This window comes from Streptomyces sp. AC602_WCS936 (assembly GCF_019049125.1).
Classification (GTDB): Bacteria; Actinomycetota; Actinomycetes; order Streptomycetales; family Streptomycetaceae; genus Streptomyces.
In genome coordinates, this window is sequence record NZ_JAGMUF010000020.1 from 157,304 (window position 1) to 175,224 (window position 17,921).

19 protein-coding genes are annotated in these 17,921 nt (G+C 72.6%); 8 read left to right on the forward strand and 11 right to left on the reverse strand.

The annotated features are described in order from the left end of the window. Positions 1-20 precede the first annotated feature (20 nt). Positions 21-617: a suppressor of fused domain protein gene (locus KUM03_RS09345; RefSeq protein ID WP_217246560.1), complete on the reverse strand. Its 597-nt coding sequence runs from the start codon at positions 615-617 to the stop codon at positions 21-23. 533 nt (positions 618-1,150) lie between these two features. Between KUM03_RS09345 and KUM03_RS09350 the strand changes: the two genes are divergently transcribed. Together KUM03_RS09350 and KUM03_RS09355 are read left to right on the forward strand one after the other, a co-directional pair. Beyond that, complete coding sequence (locus tag KUM03_RS09350; RefSeq protein ID WP_217246561.1) at positions 1,151-2,266, forward strand: magnesium and cobalt transport protein CorA; 1,116 nt, start codon at positions 1,151-1,153, stop codon at positions 2,264-2,266. A gap of 33 nt (positions 2,267-2,299) precedes the next feature. Then, positions 2,300-2,812 carry a hypothetical protein gene (locus KUM03_RS09355; RefSeq protein ID WP_217246562.1) on the forward strand — a complete coding sequence of 171 codons (513 nt, stop codon included), beginning with the start codon at positions 2,300-2,302 and terminating at the stop codon, positions 2,810-2,812. Positions 2,813-2,819: 7 nt separating this feature from the next. Here KUM03_RS09355 and KUM03_RS09360 read toward each other — a convergent pair whose 3' ends face one another. Next, the gene (locus tag KUM03_RS09360) at positions 2,820-3,557 is read right to left on the reverse strand and encodes a hypothetical protein (protein WP_217246563.1); all 738 of its coding nucleotides are present in this window, start codon (positions 3,555-3,557) and stop codon (positions 2,820-2,822) included. A 246-nt stretch (positions 3,558-3,803) separates the two neighbouring features. On the opposite strand from KUM03_RS09360, the gene KUM03_RS09365 reads away from it, so the two are divergent. Genes KUM03_RS09365 through KUM03_RS09375 form a run of 3 tightly spaced genes read left to right on the forward strand, consistent with a single transcriptional unit; the run spans position 3,804 to position 6,863 of the window. Further along, positions 3,804-5,096, forward strand: a complete 1,293-nt coding sequence (locus KUM03_RS09365; protein WP_217246564.1) for a magnesium transporter MgtE N-terminal domain-containing protein — start codon at positions 3,804-3,806, stop codon at positions 5,094-5,096. Beyond that, positions 5,086-5,685 (forward strand): DUF1003 domain-containing protein, encoded by a 600-nt coding sequence (locus KUM03_RS09370; RefSeq protein ID WP_217246565.1) that lies wholly within the window; start codon positions 5,086-5,088, stop codon positions 5,683-5,685. Before KUM03_RS09365 ends, KUM03_RS09370 begins: the two co-directional genes overlap by 11 nt. Before the next feature lie 44 nt (positions 5,686-5,729). Continuing rightward, the gene (locus KUM03_RS09375; RefSeq protein WP_217246566.1) at positions 5,730-6,863 is read left to right on the forward strand and encodes an Mrp/NBP35 family ATP-binding protein; all 1,134 of its coding nucleotides are present in this window, start codon (positions 5,730-5,732) and stop codon (positions 6,861-6,863) included. 81 nt (positions 6,864-6,944) lie between these two features. On the opposite strand, the gene KUM03_RS09380 is transcribed toward KUM03_RS09375, so the two are convergent. From KUM03_RS09380 to sigE, 5 genes are all read right to left on the reverse strand, one after another. Further along, entirely contained in the window at positions 6,945-7,616 is a 672-nt protein-coding gene (locus KUM03_RS09380) for a hypothetical protein (protein ID WP_217246567.1), read from the reverse strand. A 222-nt stretch (positions 7,617-7,838) separates the two neighbouring features. Beyond that, a complete protein-coding gene (locus KUM03_RS09385) occupies positions 7,839-8,300 on the reverse strand; it encodes a sec-independent translocase (RefSeq protein WP_217246568.1) in 462 nt (153 codons plus the stop codon). Between the two features lie 146 nt (positions 8,301-8,446). Beyond that, complete coding sequence (locus KUM03_RS09390) at positions 8,447-10,210, reverse strand: trypsin-like peptidase domain-containing protein (RefSeq protein WP_374225290.1); 1,764 nt, start codon at positions 10,208-10,210, stop codon at positions 8,447-8,449. A 705-nt stretch (positions 10,211-10,915) separates the two neighbouring features. Then, complete coding sequence (locus tag KUM03_RS09395) at positions 10,916-11,923, reverse strand: anti-sigma factor (RefSeq protein ID WP_217246570.1); 1,008 nt, start codon at positions 11,921-11,923, stop codon at positions 10,916-10,918. Continuing rightward, positions 11,920-12,591 carry an RNA polymerase sigma factor SigE gene (gene sigE, locus KUM03_RS09400; protein WP_073724459.1) on the reverse strand — a complete coding sequence of 224 codons (672 nt, stop codon included), beginning with the start codon at positions 12,589-12,591 and terminating at the stop codon, positions 11,920-11,922. The genes KUM03_RS09395 and sigE overlap by 4 nt, the downstream gene beginning before the upstream one ends. 287 nt (positions 12,592-12,878) lie before the next feature. Here sigE and KUM03_RS09405 point away from each other — a divergent pair, with 287 nt between their 5' ends. Next, positions 12,879-13,577 (forward strand): O-methyltransferase, encoded by a 699-nt coding sequence (locus KUM03_RS09405; protein ID WP_308406287.1) that lies wholly within the window; start codon positions 12,879-12,881, stop codon positions 13,575-13,577. A 107-nt stretch (positions 13,578-13,684) separates the two neighbouring features. Here the strand turns inward: KUM03_RS09405 and KUM03_RS09410 are convergent, their stop codons facing one another. Beyond that, positions 13,685-13,852, reverse strand: a complete 168-nt coding sequence (locus KUM03_RS09410; RefSeq protein WP_018105485.1) for a DUF3117 domain-containing protein — start codon at positions 13,850-13,852, stop codon at positions 13,685-13,687. 359 nt (positions 13,853-14,211) lie between these two features. On the opposite strand from KUM03_RS09410, the gene KUM03_RS09415 reads away from it, so the two are divergent. Next, on the forward strand, positions 14,212-15,015 hold the full coding sequence (locus KUM03_RS09415; RefSeq protein ID WP_217246571.1) for an enoyl-CoA hydratase/isomerase family protein: 804 nt from the start codon (positions 14,212-14,214) through the stop codon (positions 15,013-15,015). A gap of 40 nt (positions 15,016-15,055) precedes the next feature. Here the strand turns inward: KUM03_RS09415 and KUM03_RS09420 are convergent, their stop codons facing one another. Both KUM03_RS09420 and KUM03_RS09425 read right to left on the reverse strand, forming a co-directional pair. Further along, positions 15,056-15,658: a DNA-3-methyladenine glycosylase I gene (locus KUM03_RS09420; protein WP_217246572.1), complete on the reverse strand. Its 603-nt coding sequence runs from the start codon at positions 15,656-15,658 to the stop codon at positions 15,056-15,058. Then, positions 15,655-16,014, reverse strand: coding sequence for a DivIVA domain-containing protein (locus KUM03_RS09425; RefSeq protein WP_217246573.1), 360 nt, complete (start codon positions 16,012-16,014; stop codon positions 15,655-15,657). The genes KUM03_RS09420 and KUM03_RS09425 overlap by 4 nt, the downstream gene beginning before the upstream one ends. 220 nt (positions 16,015-16,234) lie before the next feature. On the opposite strand from KUM03_RS09425, the gene folP reads away from it, so the two are divergent. After that, a complete protein-coding gene (gene folP, locus KUM03_RS09430; protein ID WP_217246574.1) occupies positions 16,235-17,095 on the forward strand; it encodes a dihydropteroate synthase in 861 nt (286 codons plus the stop codon). 57 nt (positions 17,096-17,152) lie between these two features. Here the strand turns inward: folP and KUM03_RS09435 are convergent, their stop codons facing one another. Then, complete coding sequence (locus KUM03_RS09435; RefSeq protein ID WP_217246575.1) at positions 17,153-17,911, reverse strand: TIGR00730 family Rossman fold protein; 759 nt, start codon at positions 17,909-17,911, stop codon at positions 17,153-17,155. Positions 17,912-17,921 lie beyond the last annotated feature (10 nt).

Consider the following 17,921-nt stretch of genomic DNA (forward strand, 5'->3'; position numbering starts at 1 on the left):
ACGACAGCCGGTGAGTTACGTCACTCCAGCGTGACGGACCTGCGGGACGGATCCCGCAGGTCCGTCCCCTGGGTGAGCCAGCGTTCCTGGAGGGCCTGGGCGCCGTGCACGCGCTTCCAGGCGGCCTCGTTCGGCGTCATCGGCAGCAGCGGCAGGAACCGCACGGCATCCAGCGGCGCGTCCAGCTCCAGGTCCTCCACCAGGCCGCCCGGCTCGGCGACCAGGACCGAGGTGAAGGGCGCCCCCGGCCACAGCGGCTCACCGACGTCCAGTGACGCACCGGGCGCCACGACGACCCCCTCGACCTGCGGCGAAGCCGCCAGCACGGCGAGCGGGCGGAGCACCTTGTCGGTGTCGGCGGGACCGGGCCGGACCGAGAGGACCAGCTCGGCGCGCGGGCCCTTGACCGGGTCGGCGAGCACGGCCGTGGGGTCCGCCATGGGCTGCGCGGACATGCCCAGGGTGGCGTAGCGGACGATGTCGCCCTCCTGGCCGCCGCCCGGGAAGCGCAGTACCTCGATGCGGTCGGTGCCGAGGAAGGTGACCGCCGCGCGCGCGTCCGGTTCGCCCAGTGCGCTGAGCAACCGGGCCTCGACCAGAGGAAGAACATCAGCCATGCGGCGAGCATAGAACTCGTCAGTACAAGGCAAAGCGGCGCCTTGACACGTCGGGTGACTGATACTCTGGGCCAGCGGCTCGGGGCAGCGCGCGAAAGCGCCGCGATCAAGACCCCGACGCCTGAAGACTTCCCTACGGGGAACCCTCCCAAACGAGGGAATCGATCGTCCCTCACGAGGGACCGGCCGGAGGAGGTGGGCGGCATGGACCGAAGTCGACCGTGCAGTACCACCCGCTCTTCCGGCCGCTGACGCGGCCGCCCCGGCTCACCGCCCCCGCGGCTCCCCGTCTCCAGCGCGCCCGCACACGGAAGAGCACTTCGTCTCGTTTTGCCTGATCCGGTCCGTCGACCTCGGCAACGACGTCGACCGATCCGGGTCAGCCGCTGAATCAGCAGCGAAGCCGGCCACCGCGACGGTGCGGTGCTCCCCGCTTTGTGGACGTGCCGAGCACGTACGGCCAGGACGTCCTCATTCCGGGTGGTTCCACCCGCCGCCGGCCCCGCTCGCTGCCCGTCGCGAAGGAGCCTGCCATGTCGATGATCCGTGACCTGCGCGCCGCGGTCCGCCCGTCCCGCGTCTCACTGCGCAAGGACAACGGCGCCTACGACACCACCCGTGACCCGGCGACCGCCACCGCCGTCGTCGACTGCGCCGTCTACCGCGACGGCGCCCGCGTCGAGACCGAAGCGCCGCTGAGCCCGCACCGGGCGATGCGCCAGGTGCGCCGCGACGGCGGGTTCGTGTGGATCGGCCTGCACGAGCCGACCGAGGACGAATTCGCCGGTATCGCCCGGGAGTTCGGCCTGCACCCGCTGGCCGTGGAGGACGCGGTCCAGGCCCACCAGCGGCCCAAGCTGGAGCGCTACGACGACTCCCTGTTCACCGTCTTCAAGACCATCCACTACGTCGATCACGACGAGCTCACCGCCAACAGCGAGGTCGTCGAGACCGGCGAGGTGATGTGCTTCACCGGCCGGGACTTCTTCATCACCGTCCGGCACGGCGGGCAGGGCTCGCTGCGCGCACTGCGGCACCGGCTCCAGGAGGACCCCGAGCTGCTGCTCAAGGGCCCCTCCGCGGTGCTGCACGCCATCGCCGACCACGTCGTCGACGGTTACATCGCGGTCGCCGACGCGGTGCAGGACGACATCGACGAGGTCGAGACGGAGGTGTTCTCGCCAGGCCGCAAGGGCAGCCCGCGCGGCACCGACGCCGGCCGGATCTACCAACTCAAGCGCGAGGTCCTGGAGTTCAAGCGCGCCGTCTCCCCGCTGCTGCGCCCCATGCAGCTGCTCAGCGAGCGGCCGATGCGGCTGATCGACCCGGAGATCCAGAAGTACTTCCGGGACGTCGCCGACCACGTGGCCCGGGTGCAGGAGCAGGTCGTCGGCTTCGACGAACTGCTGAACTCCATCCTCCAGGCCAACCTCGCACAGGCATCCGTCGCGCAGAACGAGGACATGCGCAAGATCACCTCGTGGGCGGCGATCATCGCCGTACCGACGATGGTGTGCGGGGTGTACGGCATGAACTTCGACCACATGCCGGAGACCCACTGGAAGTACGGATACCCCATGGTCATCGGCGTCACCGTGGCCATCTGTCTGGGCATCCACCGCACCCTCAAGCGCAACGGCTGGCTCTGAGCCGGCCACGGCGCCCCTGGATAGGCTGACCGCATGACAAGCGAGCTGCTCGACCAGGCCCTCGTCGAGGAGGCCACGAAGAAGTCCGGCCTCATCTGGGTCAGGGGGCCGGGGGTGCCCGCCCGCGCGCTGTGGCACGTCTGGCAGGAGGGCGCGGCGCTCGTCGTCGGCGACGGTCCCGGCGAGCAGCCGCTGCCGGGGCTGGCCGACGGGGCCGCGGCCGAGGTGACCGTGCGCAGCAAGGACAAGGGGGGCCGGCTGGTCTCCTGGACGGCACGGGTGGTGGAGCTGCCCTCCGGGTCCGAGGCGTGGCAGGCCGCGGTCGCCGGCCTCAAGGGCAAGCGGCTGAACGCCCCGGACGGCGAGGCGATGACCGACCGCTGGGCCCGTGAGTGCCGGGTGCTGCGCCTGGAACCGACAGGGGCCACGGCGACGCTGCCCGACGGTTCGCTGGCGAAGGCCCCGCTGCCGAGCCCGGCGACGACGCGCGAGCCGGTCCCGGCGGGGCTGCCGCGGCTGCTGCTCAAGCGCCGCAAGCGTCGCTAGCGGGACCTCACGACGTCGGCAGCTGCTTGCCGTAGTCCAGGGTGTCGTCCTTCGGCGGCTCCTCGAGGGCGAAGTCCTTGTTCCAGTCCGAGAAACCGATGGTGCCGGCGCTGCCCGCGCGGACCAGGCGCAGCGGATACGGGGTGCCCTCCAGGGAGACGTCCAGCGAGCCGCCGGCGCCCTCGCCGCCGGTGATGCGGATGGTGCGCACGCCCGCCTGCTCGTGGCGGCCGTCGGTCTCCACCGTGCCGTGCAGGGCCAGCAGACCGCCCAGGAGGACGTCCTTGTCCGTGAACCCGCTGAACTTCTTGTACACGGGGTCGCTCTCCGGCACCTTCACGTACTTGCCCGCCAGCTTCTCGGCGGCCTTGGCGTCCCCGCCGTCGTGGCTCCAGAACCCGGCGTCGGCCTTGAGGAAGAGCTGGTCGCCGACGCGCAGCAGCCCGAACGTCGCCCCCTCGGCGGCCACCGACCCGGTCCCGCCGTCGGACTTCAGCCGCATGTCGAGGGTGTACGTGCTCCCGCCCGCCTCCACGGAGCCGTGCAGGCGCACCGCCTCGGCGGCCCCGGCGGCCGAGCGGGCCTTCGCGTGGATCTTGTCGGCGGGGAGCTTCCCGAGGCCGTTGGTGCCCGCGTCGGGATCCTCACTGCTGCATCCCGTCAGCCCCGCTCCCGCCACCGTCAGGGCGCACACGGCGCCGATCAGTGCGGCCCTGCGGAATCGGCGCCGGGGAGTCACGAACACAGGAGGGGCTGCCTTTCTGACACGGGCGGACAAGGAGCCGGCCGGGCACCCGGGAGCTGTCGCGCAGGCCCTGGCGGCGTACCGCAGCGTACCGGGGCCCCGGACGGCGAACGGAGCCAGTCCGTCCGGACCGGCCGCCAGGGCGGAGCCGTTCGGGACGGGCTAGCCTGAAGCCCGTCCGAGCGGGCAATTCGGAAAAGAGACACCGTACGAAACAGCTCTCACACAGGAAAAGGAGCCGCGGCCATGGCAGCGGGCGCCCCCCGGATCTTCGTCTCCCACCTCTCCGGCATCGCCGTCTTCGACCCGGCCGGCGACCAGGTGGGGCGTGTCCGCGATCTGGTCGTCATGCTCCGCGTCGGCCGCAAACCCCCTCGGGTGCTGGGCCTGGTCGTCGAACTCACCACCCGCCGCCGCATCTTCCTGCCCATGACCCGGGTCACCGGCATCGAGTCCGGCCAGGTCATCACCACCGGGGTGCTCAACGTCCGGCGCTTCGAGCAGCGCCCCACAGAGCGGCTGGTCTTCGGTGAACTGCTCGACCGGCGGGTCGCCCTCACCGAGACGGGTGAGGAGGTCACCGTCCTCGACCTGGCCGTGCAGCAGTTGCCGGCCCGCCGGGACTGGGAGATCGACAAGGTCTTCGTCCGCAAGGGGAAGAAGGGCGGCGCCTTCCGGCGCAACAAGGGCGAGACGCTCACCGTGGAGTGGTCCGGCGTCACCGGCTTCTCCGTGGAGGAACAGGGGCAGGGCGCCGAGAACCTCCTCGCCACCTTCGAGCAGCTGCACCCCGCCGACCTCGCCAACGTCCTGCACCACCTGTCGGCCAAGCGTCGCGCCGAGGTCGCCGCCGCCCTCGACGACGACCGCCTGGCCGACGTGCTGGAGGAGCTGCCGGAGGACGACCAGATCGAGATCCTCGGCAAGCTCAAGGAGGAGCGCGCCGCGGACGTCCTGGAGGCGATGGACCCCGACGACGCGGCCGACCTGCTCGGTGAGCTGCCCGAGGCGGACAAGGAACGGCTGCTGAGCCTGATGCAGCCCTCCGACGCGGCCGACATGCGGCGGCTGATGGCGTACGAGGAGCACACGGCCGGCGGTCTGATGACGACCGAGCCGATCGTGCTGCGGCCCGACGCCACCGTCGCCGACGCCCTGGCCCGCATCCGCAACCCCGACCTGTCCCCGGCGCACGCCGCCCAGGTCTACGTCTGCCGCCCGCCCGAGGAGACCCCGACCGGCAAGTACCTGGGCACGGTCCACTTCCAGCGCCTGCTGCGCGACCCCCCGTACACCCTGGTCGGCTCGATCATCGACGACGACCTGCAACCCCTGGACCCGGACGCCGCGCTGCCCGTGGTCGCCGGGTTCTTCGCCACGTACGACATGGTGGCGGCGCCGGTCGTGGACGACTCGGGGGCGTTGCTGGGCGCGATCACGGTGGACGACGTACTGGACCACATGCTGCCCGACGACTGGCGGGAGACCGAGTACCACCTGGACGAGACGACGGGGGAAATGAGCGCCGATGGTGCCTGAGCGCGAGACGACGACCCGTGAGCGTGCCACGTCGGGAGCGACCGCGTCCTCCCGTGTGCGGGCCCGGCTGGACCAGCCCCGTCCGCCGCGCCGGCGGCTGCTGCCGGAGTGGGACCCGGAGTCCTTCGGGCGGCTGTCGGAGCGCGTCGCGCGTTTCCTGGGCACCGGGCGGTTCATCGTCTGGATGACGGTCGTCATCATCCTGTGGGTGGTGTGGAACGTGTCCGCGCCCAGCGGCCTGCGCTTCGACGAGTACCCGTTCATCTTCCTGACCCTGATGCTGTCCCTCCAGGCCTCCTACGCCGCCCCGCTGATCCTGCTCGCGCAGAACCGGCAGGACGACCGGGACCGGGTCAACCTGGAGCAGGACCGCAAGCAGAACGAGCGGTCGATCGCCGACACCGAGTACCTGACCCGGGAGATCGCCGCCCTGCGCATCGGGCTGGGCGAGGTCGCGACGCGGGACTGGATCCGCTCGGAGCTCCAGGACGTGCTCAAGGACCTGGAGGAGCGGCAGAACGGCCATCACCCCGACCGCGGGGTATTCCCGGCGGATCGGTCCGCGGGGCGTGACGTACACGACCGCTGACGGGGCTTTCCGTGCCCCGTGGGCGGCGCCGTACCATCGACCCTATGGCTACGGAAGACGCGGTGCGCGAAGCACTGGCGACGGTGAACGACCCCGAGATCAACCGTCCCATCACCGAGCTCGGGATGGTCAAGTCGGTGGAGATCGGCGCGGACGGAGCGGTCGCGGTCGCCGTGTACCTGACGGTCTCCGGCTGCCCCATGCGGGACACCATCACGCAGCGCGTGACGGAGGCGGTGTCGCGGGTCGAGGGTGTCACGCGCGTCGACGTCGAGCTGGACGTGATGAGCGACGAGCAGCGCAAGGAACTGGCGAACGCCCTGCGCGGCGGCCAGACCGAGCGCGAGGTGCCCTTCGCCAAGCCCGGCAGCCTCACCCGCGTCTACGCGGTCGCCTCCGGCAAGGGCGGCGTCGGCAAGTCCTCGGTGACGGTGAACCTGGCCGCGTCGATGGCGGCGGACGGCCTCAAGGTCGGCGTCGTGGACGCCGACATCTACGGCCACTCCGTGCCGCGCATGCTGGGCGCCGACGGGCGCCCCACCCAGGTCGAGAACATGATCATGCCGCCTTCGGCCAACGGCGTGAAGGTCATCTCCATCGGCATGTTCACGCCGGGCAACGCGCCGGTCGTCTGGCGCGGCCCGATGCTGCACCGCGCGCTCCAGCAGTTCCTGGCCGACGTGTACTGGGGCGACCTGGACGTCCTGCTGCTCGACCTGCCGCCCGGCACCGGTGACATCGCGATCTCCGTCGCACAGCTCGTGCCGAACGCCGAGATCCTGGTCGTGACGACCCCTCAGCAGGCCGCCGCCGAGGTGGCGGAGCGGGCGGGCGCCATCGCCGTCCAGACCCACCAGAAGATCGTCGGCGTGGTCGAGAACATGTCCGGCCTGCCCTGCCCGCACTGCGACGAGATGGTCGACGTCTTCGGCACCGGCGGCGGGCAGATGGTGGCCGACGGCCTGACCCGCACGACCGGTGCGTCGGTGCCGGTCCTCGGCGCCATCCCGATCGACGTCCGGCTGCGCGAGGGCGGCGACGAGGGCAGGCCCGTGGTGCTGTCCGACCCGGACTCCCCGGCGGGCGCGGCGCTGCGCTCGATCGCCGGGAAGCTGGGCGGGCGCCAGCGCGGCCTCTCGGGGCTGTCGCTGGGGATCACGCCGAAGAACAAGTTCTGACGCAGTCCTGACGCCCCGTACGGCTCCGTACGAAGACGGGGGCGCTGTCCGGGTGGACGGCGCCCCTTGCCGCGTCCAGGGTCAGGCGTAGTCCGCGATGTCCTTCACCACGGCGAAGGCCAGCCCGTACGCGCTCATCCCGCGCCCGTACGCCCCGAGGTGGACGCCCTGCTCGGTGGAGCCGGCCAGCACCCAGCCGAACTCGGACTCCCGGTAGTGGAAGGACGTGGGCACGCCGTCCACGGGCAGGGACAGCGTCGTCCAGTCGGCCCCGTCGAGGTCGTCCGCGAGGACCCACGCGGTCTCCGTCTGCTGCTCCAGCCAGTCGTCCCGCAGCGCGTGGTCCATCTGGCCGGGCCAGGTGAAGGACAGCAGCCCCACGCCGGCCAGCCAGGCCGCGGAGGAGACCGAGGTGGCCTCCAGCAGTCCCGTGCCGTCGGCGCTGCGCCGGTCGGGGTTGGCCGCGACGGTCACGACGACCGCGAACTTCTCCTTGGCGTCCTGGTCGTCACCGGACACGTGCTCGTTGCGCACCGACGGTTCGTCGCCGTGCCCGATCGAGCCGTGCTCCACGGTTTGGTCGGCCGCCGTTCCGACCTGCATCAGCCAGCGCCGCCCCGTGAAGGCCTCGTCGAGGCCGTACCACGGGAAGGGCGCACGCAGGTAGCCGTCGATCGTCCGCCGGGCGGAGGGGACCTCTTGTCCATCCTCCGCGCCCGGCGTCTGCGCGACCGCCTGACTCGTCGTCTCCATGTGCCCGGACGCCTCCTCGCTCTCGTCGGTCCGGAACGGCCCGCCCCCCTTCGGGCGCACTCGTCCGGTCCGCACAACAACTCGGGCAGCATAGCCACCTCACTGGCGGCAACCGGGAAACCGCCCGGCGCGTGGGTCGCGCGGGCGTCGTCTTCGAGCCTCGCACGCCCCGTCCGGTATGTGATACGCGTCACGTGCGGGGTGTGCGGTGCGGGAGTCGGCTCAGGTGGCGTCGGCGTCGAAGGGCGGACGGTCGTCGCGGGCGGGGACCTCGGGCTTCTTCGACATGTCGACACGGCCACCCGTGGAGCCGGACGAGGAGGAGCCGGACGAGGAGGAGGAGCCGGACGACGACTCCGACTCACGGCCGTGCACCGAGTCGGCGACCTCGGCCATCTCCTTCTTCAGGTCGAAGCCGTTGCGGATCTCCTTGAGCCCCAGTTCGTCATTGTCCAGCTGCTTGCGGATGAACGTCTTGGGGTTGAGGTCCTCGAACTCGAAGTCCTTGAACTCGGGGCCCAGCTCCTGCCGGATGTCCTGCTTGGCACTGTCCGAGAACTCCCGGATCTTCCGGATGGTGCGGGACACGTCCTGGATGACCTTGGGGAGCTTGTCCGGGCCGAACACGAGCACGGCGAGGACGACGAGTGTCACCAGCTCGAGTGCGCCTATGTCATTGAACACCTGAAGCTCCTTGGGATGTCCGGGCCGCCACCACGGTACCCGCCGATCCCGTCCGACCGGTACCGTCCCGTGAGCCCCGAGTGGGTGTATGCGGGCGCTTTCCGAATTGTTTGCCTTCCTGGTCCCTTGTCGGGACCGCGAGGCGGTCAGTCACCGCCGGAGGAGCCGAGGACCAGTGAGACGTGCGTCTCCTTGCCGTCGCGTTCCAGCGTCAGTTCCAGGCGGTCGCCGGGGCGGTGGGCGCGGGTCTTGACGATGAGTTCCTCGCCGGAGTGCACGCGCGTCCCGTCGACGGCGGTGATCACATCGCCCGCCTCGATACCGGCCTTGTCGCCCGGTCCGCCCACGGTGACCGGAGGGCCGCCGTCGCCGCCCTTGGCGGCCACCCGGGCGCCGTCGCCCGCGTAGGCCATGTCGAGGGTGATGCCGATGACCGGGTGGGTGGCCTTGCCGGTGTTGATCAGCTCCTCGGCCACGCGCTTGCCCTGGTTGATGGGGATGGCGAAGCCGAGCCCTATCGAGCCGGCCTGGCCGCCGTCCGGTTCGACGCCGCCGCCGTCGGCGGACCGGATGGCGGAGTTGATGCCGATGGCCCGGCCCTGGGCGTCCAGGAGGGGGCCACCGGAGTTGCCGGGGTTGATCGGCGCGTCGGTCTGCAGGGCGTCGACGTACGACACGTCGCTGCCGTCGCCCTCCTCGCCGCCCGCGGTGATCGGCCGCTCCTTGGCGCTGATGATGCCGGAGGTGACGGTGCCGGCCAGGTCGAAGGGGGCGCCGATGGCGACCACGGGATCGCCGACCTGGACGTTGTCGGAGTTGCCGAGGGGCAGGGGGGTGAGGCCGCTGACGCCCTTCACCTTCACCACGGCGAGGTCGTATCCGCCGTCCCGGCCGACGACCGTGGCCTCGGCGGTGTCGCCGCTGTTGAAGGTGACGGTGATCTCGCCGCCGGAGCCGGCGGGCTCCACGACGTGGTTGTTGGTGAGGATGTGGCCGCGGTCGTCGAGGACGAAGCCGGTGCCGGTGCCCGCGGCGTCGCTGCCGCTGACGTGCAGGGTCACCACGCTGGGCAGGGCGCGGGCGGCGATCCCGGCCACGCTGTCCGGGGCCCGCTCGGTCGACTCCTTCCCGGCCTGCGGGAGCTCCACCGTCCCCACGCCGCCGTTGCGTTCCAGGTAGGCGCCCACGACGCCGCCGATGCCGCCGGAAACGAGCGCGATGACCAGCGCCCCGCCGACGATCACCTTCCTGGCCCGCCTGCGCCGCTGGTCCCGCGTGGGCACGGCCGCGCCGTTCTGCTGGAGGGAGGCGGTGGTGGAGGCGGCCCAGGGGTCGTAACGCCCCCAGGGGTCGGCGTTCGTTCCGTCCCCGCCGCTCCCTGCTCCGGCCGGATCGGGCAGCGCGTCCGGGGGCTGGGCCGGGGACGGCACCGCGGGGGCGAAGGGTCCGGCGGCTTCGGTCGGCGCCTCAGGCGCCGGCGGCGCGGCGTCGGCGAACGCCGGGTCGGGCGCCGCGGCCGGAGGCTGGGACAGAGACGGCACCGCTGGGGCCAGGGGTCCGGCAGGTTCGACGGGCGCCCCGGACACCGGCGCCGGCTGCCGCGCCGGCGGCACGGCGTCGGCGAACGCCGGGTCGGGCGCCGTGCCCGGGGGCTGGGCCGGGGACGGCACCGCGGGGGCCGGGGGCGCGACGGAAACGCCGGACGCCTGCGGGACGGGCGGCGGGGCGTCGGCGAACGCCGGGTCGGGCAGCGCGCCGGGGGGCGGTGCCACGGGGCCGGCGGTGGTGTGGGGCGCCGTCGCGACCGTGCCGTGCGCCGGCGTGGTCGCCGGATGCTGCACCGGCGGTGCGGGGGCCCAGGGGCCCGGCTCGCCGTACGGAGGGGTGCTGTACGGGTCGGGGTCGTGCAGCGGCCTGGGGCGCTCGGCCACCGATGCGGCACCAGTGAGGTCACCGGCCGCTCCGGCGTCGCCTTCCGTGCCGGTGGGGCGGGCGGCATCGCCGTTCGCGTCGCTGCCGACCGGGGCACCGGCGGGCGTGGCGGTGTGCGCGGGGGCGTCGGCGGGCGCGGCCGCGCGAGAGGGGGCGTCGACGGGCACGGCCGCGCGGGCAGCGGCGTCGGCGGGCACGGCCGCGTCGCCCGGCGCGGCGCTGAGGGCGGCGGGGTCGGCGGGCGTGGCGGTGGTCCCGGTGGCCCGTGGGTCGGCATCGGTATCCGGGCGGGTGCCGGCGCTCGGGTCGGCGCCGCTGATCGCGCGCGCGCCCGTGTCCTCGATGCCGGTCCGGCGTGGGTCGGCGGAGCCGTCCGGCACGGCCGTCGGCCGGTCCAGCTCGTATTCGCCCGCGGCGGGTTCCGCCGGGCGTTCGAGCTCGAAGTCGCCCCCGCCGGCCGCCTCGTCACCGGTGACGGTGGCGTGCGCCGCGCGAGGGCGTTGCAGCTCGAAGTCGCCGTCGGTCGCGTCGTCGGACGAGCGGGGACGGCTCCACCACTTCGCCTTCGTGGGCTTCCCCTCGTTCATCTTCTCCCCCACAGCTGGCCGCAGATCGTCGGCTCCAAGGGCTCTGGTGCCGTCCCGGGATTCAATCAGGTTCCCGGGCCGGCGCGCAGATCCCGGTCAGGGGGCCGGACGGTGGGAGGCGGCGGGGGTCGCCCCGGGGTAGGGCGACGCGAGCGGGTCGGGGACGGGTGCGGCGAGCAGACCGGGCGGCCTGACGTCGGCGGCGGTGGCCCAGGAGGCCAGGGCGAGTGGCGGAACCGCTTCGAGCGGACGTATCAGCGGGGACACGGCGGCGGCACCGGCCGTCACCGGAGTGGTCAGCGCGCGCACGGTCTGCTCCCGGGGATCGGCGCCCGCGGGGGCCGGGAGTCCGGGCAGCAGCGGCGCGGACACCTCGGTGGGGGCGACGGGGGTGTCGCCGAGCGCCCCCTGCCCCAACCCCTGCGCGAGCAGCGGCGCGCCCGAGCGGCGGCGCTGGCTCTCCGAGGTCGTGGCCGCGCCGGCGCCCTGGGTGCGCGCCGGGGTCGCATTGCTGCCGCTGCCGGAGCCGCGGGCCTCCGTGGTGGTGTCCGGGGTGCCGACGGTGACACCGCCCAGCGCGATCGCGGCCAGCGACACCGCTCCCGCGGCGGCGAACGCGAACCGCAGGCCGCGCGAGGACGACCGCTCGGCCTCGTGCCTGCTCACGTCGTGGACGCGGAAGCCGCGCCCCAGCGAGGGCGGCGCCGGCAGGGGGGAGTGCGGCCGGGAGGAATGCGGCCGGGCCGGGACGTAGCCGAACTCGAACCGCTCACCCCGCTTCGTCCCGAAGACCCCGTCGAAGCCCGCGGAGAATCCCGAGCCGTCCAGTGGCGAACCGCCGCCGTCCGTGTCGTCTCCGCCCGGCAGCCCCTGGAGACGGGCCAGGAAGCTCTCGGACGGGGCCGGTGGTGCCGCTTCGGCGAAGACGTTCTTCAGCCGGCGCTGCGCGTCGACCTCCGCCTTGCACTTCGGGCAGGTGGCGACGTGCGCGAGTACGCGCTCACGCGCGTCATGACCGAGCTCCCCGTCCACCAGGGCGGAGAGTCGGTCTCCCAGATGCTGCTCTGCGAGGTGTCCCTCGGCTTCAGGACGTGACCCACTCACGCGCTCGTGCCCCCTCCTCCCAGTGCGGGAACACGGGCCGCGAACGAGCGACGCCCGGCACGCGCCTCGGGAGAGCGGTGCGCGAGTGCCTTGCGCAGCTGGGAGCGGCCGCGGTGGATCCGGGAGCGGACCGTGCCGAGCTTGACGCCCAGGGTCGCGGCGATCTCCTCGTACGACAGCCCCTCGATGTCGCACAGGACGACGGCCGCGCGGAACTCGGGCGCGAGGGTGTCCAGGGCCTGCTGGACGTCCGCGTCGAAGTGGGCGTCGTGGAAGACCTGCTGCGGGGTGGGCTCCTTGCTGGGCAGCCGCTCGGCCGCGTCGTCGCCGAGGGCGTCGAAGCGGATGCGCTGCTTGCGGCGGACCATGTCCAGGAAGAGGTTGGTGGTGATCCGGTGCAGCCAGCCCTCGAAGGTGCCCGGCGTGTAGGTCGACAGGGACCGGAAGACGCGGACGAAGACCTCCTGGGTGAGGTCCTCGGCGTCGTGCTGGTTGCCCGTGAGGCGGTACGCGAGGCGGTAGACGCGGCCGCTGTGGGTGCTGACGATCTCCTCCCAGGTGGGCGGAGTCCACGCCTGCCCGTCCGCGTCGCTGGTGAAGGTCGCGGTCTGGGTGTGTCCCGTGCCGGGACGGTCGGCGTGGCTGTGGTCAGCAGCGGTGTCGTTCACGGATTTCGGCCTGCCTGCCGATCCGAGGAAGCGCCGCAGCACTCCTCCCCGATCCGCGGGTGCGGCCGCACCTCCCCTGTCGGCTCTGGTGGTGTCCAGTGGAGCCCCTACCATAGCCACCTCGCCCGTTAGCTCCGGATAAGCGGTTTTACGAAAATTTGATCTGGGCTGACACGGCTCGTACGGCTGCGTCAGCACTTGCTCGGCGCCCTGGCCCACTTCGCTGCCCCCGTCGTGTCCGGCCGTTCGGTCGTCCCTCTTTGCTCTCCCCTTAAACGACCGGTCCCATCTGCGGGTTCCCGACGGCAACGGATACAGTCACGCCGAGGCAACGACGGGGACAGGAGAGGGTCATTACCGGCAACCGGCAGACGAGCTGGGCGTTCGCCGACGCCTATGTCGCCGAGGACGACGCGCTGCTCTGGGCACGCGACCGGGCCCGCGAGGCGGGCCTGCGCTCGGTGACCCCGGGCACGGGCTCCGCGCTGGGACTGCTCGCCGCCGCCGTGGACGCCAAGGCGGTCGCGGAGATCGGCACCGGCTGCGGCGTCTCCGGTATCCATCTGCTGCACGGAATGCGGCCGGACGGCGTACTGACCACGGTCGACCCGGAACCGGAACACCAGCAGTTCGCCCGTCAGGCCTTCCGCGCCGCGGGCTTCGCCAGCAACCGGGCCCGGTTCATCCCGGGCCGCGCCCTGGACGTCCTGCCCCGGCTCGCGGACGCCGGCTACGACCTCGTCTTCTGCGACGGCGACCGCCTGGAGTACCTCGACTACCTCGCTGAATCGTTGCGTCTGCTGCGCCCCGGAGGCCTCGTCGCCTTCGAGGGCGTCTTCGGCACCGGCCGGACGATCGACTCCGGACCGCAGCCCACAGAGGTGCTGCGGCTGCGGGAACTCCTGCGCGCGGTCCGGGAGAGTCAGGAACTGGTGCCGTCACTGCTGCCGGTGGGCGACGGCCTGCTGTGCGCCGTCAAAAGGTGAATCACCGCCCGTACGGCCCATGAGAACGGCCCGGGGAGAGCGGAAAGCAGTCGCCCCGGCACCGCGTGCGGCACCGGGGCGACTGAACGGGTATGGTCGCTCGCGCGTCAGCCGACGACCTGCTTGAGGGCGTCGCCGAGCGCGTCGGCCTCATCGGGGGTCAGCTCGACGACGAGCCGCCCGCCGCCTTCGAGCGGAACGCGCATGACGATGCCCCGCCCCTCCTTGGTCACCTCGAGCGGGCCATCGCCCGTCCGCGGCTTCATGGCCGCCATGCTCGTTCCCCTTCCTGATACCAGCTCACCGTCACCGCCGACGGCCCGTGAGGGCACGCGCAATCCGGCCCGGACGCGCGACACCGGCATCGAACACATTGCTTCCCGGCCATTATCCCGCATCCCACGACCCGATGACCAACATCGGTCGGCATCGCTTGGGCAACGCGCGCGAGCAAAACCACTCAATTCGGCGATGTGACTGCGATACTGCGCGCCCCCGCCCACTTCCGCCGAACGGATACGGACCGGAATCCTTTGACGCAGGTCACATCCGTGGAGCGATCCACTTCCCGTGATCTCCGTCATGCTGAGTCCGGACACACACGTGCGACCGTCTACGACGCGGAGGGGAATCCATGGCCGACACCGTGCTCTACGAGGTGAGCGACGGGCTCGCGACGATCACGCTGAACCGCCCCGAGGCGATGAACGCGCTGAACATCGAGACCAAGGTCGCGCTCCGGGACGCGGCGCGTGCCGCGGCGGCCGACGAGGCCGTACGGGCGGTGCTGCTGACGGCGGCCGGGGAGCGGGCGTTCTGCGTCGGGCAGGACCTCAAGGAGCACATCGGGCTGCTGGCCGCCGACCGGGAGACGGGCTCGGGCCAGACCATGAGCACGGTGCGCGAGCACTACAACCCGATCGTGCGGGCGCTGGCGGGCGCGCGGAAGCCGGTGGTCGCCGCCGTGAACGGCGTGGCGGCCGGGGCGGGCTTCGGCTTCGCGCTCGCGGCGGACTACCGGATCGTCGCGGACACGGCGTCGTTCAACACGTCCTTCGCCGGCGTCGCGCTCACCGCCGACTCAGGGATCTCCTGGACGCTGCCGCGCGTCGTCGGTCCCGGGCGCGCCGCCGACCTGCTGCTCTTCCCGCGCAGCATCAAGGCGCAGGAGGCGTACGAGCTGGGGATCGCCAACCGGGTCGTGCCCGCCGCGGACCTGCGCGCCGAGGCGGAGAAGGTGGCCCGGACGCTGGCCGAGGGGCCGACCGTCGCCTACGCCGCGCTGAAGGAGTCGGTGGCGTTCGGCCTGACGCACTCGCTGGACGAGGCCCTGGAGAAGGAGGACGAGCTGCAGTCCCGGGCCGGGTCCTCCGAGGACCACGCGATCGCCGTGCGGGCCTTCGTGAACAAGGAGGCACCGCGCTATCTGGGCAAGTGACCCGGTGACAGCCGGGGCGGTGCGGTGACCTGCCCGGGGGCTACCGCACGCCCCCGGGCGCGTTGCCGCGCGCCACACACGTCTCCAGGTGGTCGTCCACCAGACCGCACGCCTGCATCAGGGCGTACGCAGTCGTCGGGCCGACGAAGCGCAGGCCCCGCTTCTTCAGGGCCTTGGACAGCGCCGTGGACTGCGGGGTGACGGCCGGGACGTCGGCGAGAGTCTTCGGGACCGGGCGGCCGGCGGGGTCCGGGGCGTGGGACCAGATCAGCTCGTCCAGCTCGCCGGGGGCCCATTCGGCCAGTACGCGCGCGTTGGCGAGGGTCGCGTCGATCTTGGCACGGTTGCGGATGATGCCGGCGTCGGCGAGCAGACGGTCGCGGTCCGCGTCGGTGAAGGCCGCCACCTCGGCGATCCCGAAGCCGGCGAAGGCGGCGCGGAAGCCGGGGCGGCGGCGCAGGATCGTGATCCAGGACAGGCCGGACTGGAAGGCCTCCAGGCTGAGGCGTTCGAAGAGGGCGTCGTCACCGTGGACCGGGCGGCCCCACTCCTCGTCGTGGTACGCCACGTAGTCCGTGGTGGACAGGGCCCAGGGGCAGCGCGGCGCCCCGTCGGGCCCGGCGATCGCCTCCCCGGCGCTCACCGCTGCTCCTCGGGGCCCGGCTTCTCCATGGAGACGTGCTGGTGGGCTGCGGCGGCCCGGGCGCCGGCCAGTGCGGACTCCAGGTCGGCGATGCGGGCGTCGCGCTCGGCCAGTTCGGCGCCGAGGCGGCCGAGGGCGTCGTCGACGTCCGCCATGCGGTAGCCGCGGGCGACGAGCGGGAAGCGGAGCCGCTCCACGTCCGCGCGGCCGACCGGGCGGTCCGGGGGCAGGGAGTCCCGCAGCCGCTCGGGCGCGGCGTCGGGCAGCGGCCCGCTGTCACCGCCGCTCACCACGGCGAGCGTCACCGCGGCGACCACGACGGCCAGCGCGACGACGAGGAACAGGAACATGACCATCGCTGGGCCCCCATGGTCGGGTAGTCGGATCGGGTCCCGGTCCGGTGCGGGTCCGAGTGGACTCGAAGCCGGAGTCGGTTGTGCCGGGTCCGATCGTGCCATGCGAGTCTGACAGTCGGGGCCGCAGGCGGTCCAAGGCCGGGTGTCCGGCTCGATTCGCCGCGCTCGGTTCGGCGGTCGGTGACGTGAGAAGGATGTGGACGAGGAGATGTCACAGGGGATGCTCAGACTGGGCAGGCGTGAATTCGCGGCGCACGAGCCGGTGATCATGGCGATCGTGAACCGGACCCCGGATTCCTTCTACGACCAGGGGGCGACCTTCCGCGACGAGCCCGCCCTCGCGCGCGTGGAGCAGGCGGTGGCCGACGGCGCCGCGATCATCGACATCGGCGGGGTGAAGGCCGGGCCGGGCGACGAGGTGTCGGCCGAGGAGGAGGCGCGACGGACGGTGGGGTTCGTCGCGGAGGTGCGGCGGCGGTTCCCGGACGTCGTGATCAGTGTGGACACCTGGCGGCACGAGGTCGGCGAGGCCGTGTGCGAGGCCGGGGCGGATCTGCTGAACGACGCGTGGGGCGGGGTCGACCCCAGGCTCGCGGAGGTCGCCGCGCGGTACGGGGTGGGGCTGGTGTGCACGCACGCCGGCGGCGCTCAGCCGCGGACGCGGCCGCACCGGGTGACGTACGACGACGTCATGGCCGACATCCTGAAGGTGACGGTGGGGCTGGCCGAGCGGGCGGTGGCGCTCGGGGTGCCGCGGGAGTCGGTGATGATCGATCCCGGGCACGACTTCGGGAAGAACACGCGGCACAGCCTGGAGGCGACGCGGCGGCTCGGGGAGATGGTGGAGACGGGGTGGTCGGTGCTGGTGTCCCTGTCGAACAAGGACTTCGTCGGGGAGACGCTGGACCGGCCCGTGAAGGAGCGGGTGCTGGGGACGCTGGCGACGACGGCGGTGTCGGCGTGGCTGGGGGCGCGGGTGTACCGGGTGCACGAGGTGGCGGAGACGCGGCAGGTGCTGGACATGGTGGCGACGATCGCCGGGCACCGGGAGCCGGCGGTGGCGCGCAGGGGGCTGGCGTAGCGCCGAGGCGTGGTGGCGGGACGAGAGGGGATTCTCGCCCCGCCACCCTCGCCCGCCCTAGCGCCCCGCCTCCTTGGAGACCAGGGCCACCGCCTCGTCCACGTCGTCCGTGACGTGGAAGAGCATGAGGTCCTTCTCCGCGGCCTTGCCCTGGGCCACCAGGGTGCCGCGCAGCCAGTCGACCAGGCCGCCCCAGTACTCGGAGCCGAAGAGGACGATGGGGAAGCGGGTCACCTTCTGGGTCTGGACCAGGGTGAGCGCCTCGAAGAGCTCGTCGAGGGTGCCGAGGCCCCCGGGCAGAACGACGAAGCCCTGCGCGTACTTCACGAACATCATCTTGCGGACGAAGAAGTAGCGGAAGTTCAGGCCGATGTCGACGTACGGGTTGAGCCCCTGCTCGAAGGGCAGCTCGATGCCGAGGCCGACCGACGTGCCCTTCGCCTCCAGGGCGCCCTTGTTCGCCGCCTCCATGGCGCCGGGGCCGCCGCCGGTGATGACCGCGAAGCCCGCCTCGACCAGGCCCCGGCCCAGCCGCACGCCGGCGTCGTACTCCGGCGAGTCCACCGCCGTCCGGGCGGATCCGAAGACGCTGATCGCGGGCGGGAGTTCGGCGAGCGTGCCGAAGCCCTCGATGAACTCCGACTGGATGCGCAGGACGCGCCACGGGTCGGTGTGCACCCAGTCCGTGGGAGCGCGCTCGTCCAGCAGGCGCTGGTCCGTGGTGCTCTCCTGGACCTGACCCCGCCGCCGGAGGACAGGGCCCAGGCGCTGCTCCTCCGGTGGCCGCTTCTTGCCCTCGGGGTTGCCGGTAGCCATGCGCGCGCTC

Excerpts from the sequence above, each read along its gene's own strand:
- KUM03_RS09345 (WP_217246560.1), bottom strand. The coding sequence starts at position 617 with ATGGCTGATGTTCTTCCTCTGGTCGAGGCCCGGTTGCTCAGCGCACTG.
- KUM03_RS09350 (WP_217246561.1), top strand. The coding sequence starts at position 1,151 with ATGTCGATGATCCGTGACCTGCGCGCCGCGGTCCGCCCGTCCCGCGTC.
- KUM03_RS09355 (WP_217246562.1), top strand. The coding sequence starts at position 2,300 with ATGACAAGCGAGCTGCTCGACCAGGCCCTCGTCGAGGAGGCCACGAAG.
- KUM03_RS09365 (WP_217246564.1), top strand. The coding sequence starts at position 3,804 with ATGGCAGCGGGCGCCCCCCGGATCTTCGTCTCCCACCTCTCCGGCATC.
- KUM03_RS09370 (WP_217246565.1), top strand. The coding sequence starts at position 5,086 with ATGGTGCCTGAGCGCGAGACGACGACCCGTGAGCGTGCCACGTCGGGA.
- KUM03_RS09375 (WP_217246566.1), top strand. The coding sequence starts at position 5,730 with ATGGCTACGGAAGACGCGGTGCGCGAAGCACTGGCGACGGTGAACGAC.
- KUM03_RS09380 (WP_217246567.1), bottom strand. The coding sequence starts at position 7,616 with ATGGAGACGACGAGTCAGGCGGTCGCGCAGACGCCGGGCGCGGAGGAT.
- KUM03_RS09410 (WP_018105485.1), bottom strand. The coding sequence starts at position 13,852 with ATGGCGGCCATGAAGCCGCGGACGGGCGATGGCCCGCTCGAGGTGACC.
- KUM03_RS09415 (WP_217246571.1), top strand. The coding sequence starts at position 14,212 with ATGGCCGACACCGTGCTCTACGAGGTGAGCGACGGGCTCGCGACGATC.
- KUM03_RS09425 (WP_217246573.1), bottom strand. The coding sequence starts at position 16,014 with ATGGTCATGTTCCTGTTCCTCGTCGTCGCGCTGGCCGTCGTGGTCGCC.
- folP (WP_217246574.1), top strand. The coding sequence starts at position 16,235 with ATGCTCAGACTGGGCAGGCGTGAATTCGCGGCGCACGAGCCGGTGATC.
- KUM03_RS09435 (WP_217246575.1), bottom strand. The coding sequence starts at position 17,911 with ATGGCTACCGGCAACCCCGAGGGCAAGAAGCGGCCACCGGAGGAGCAG.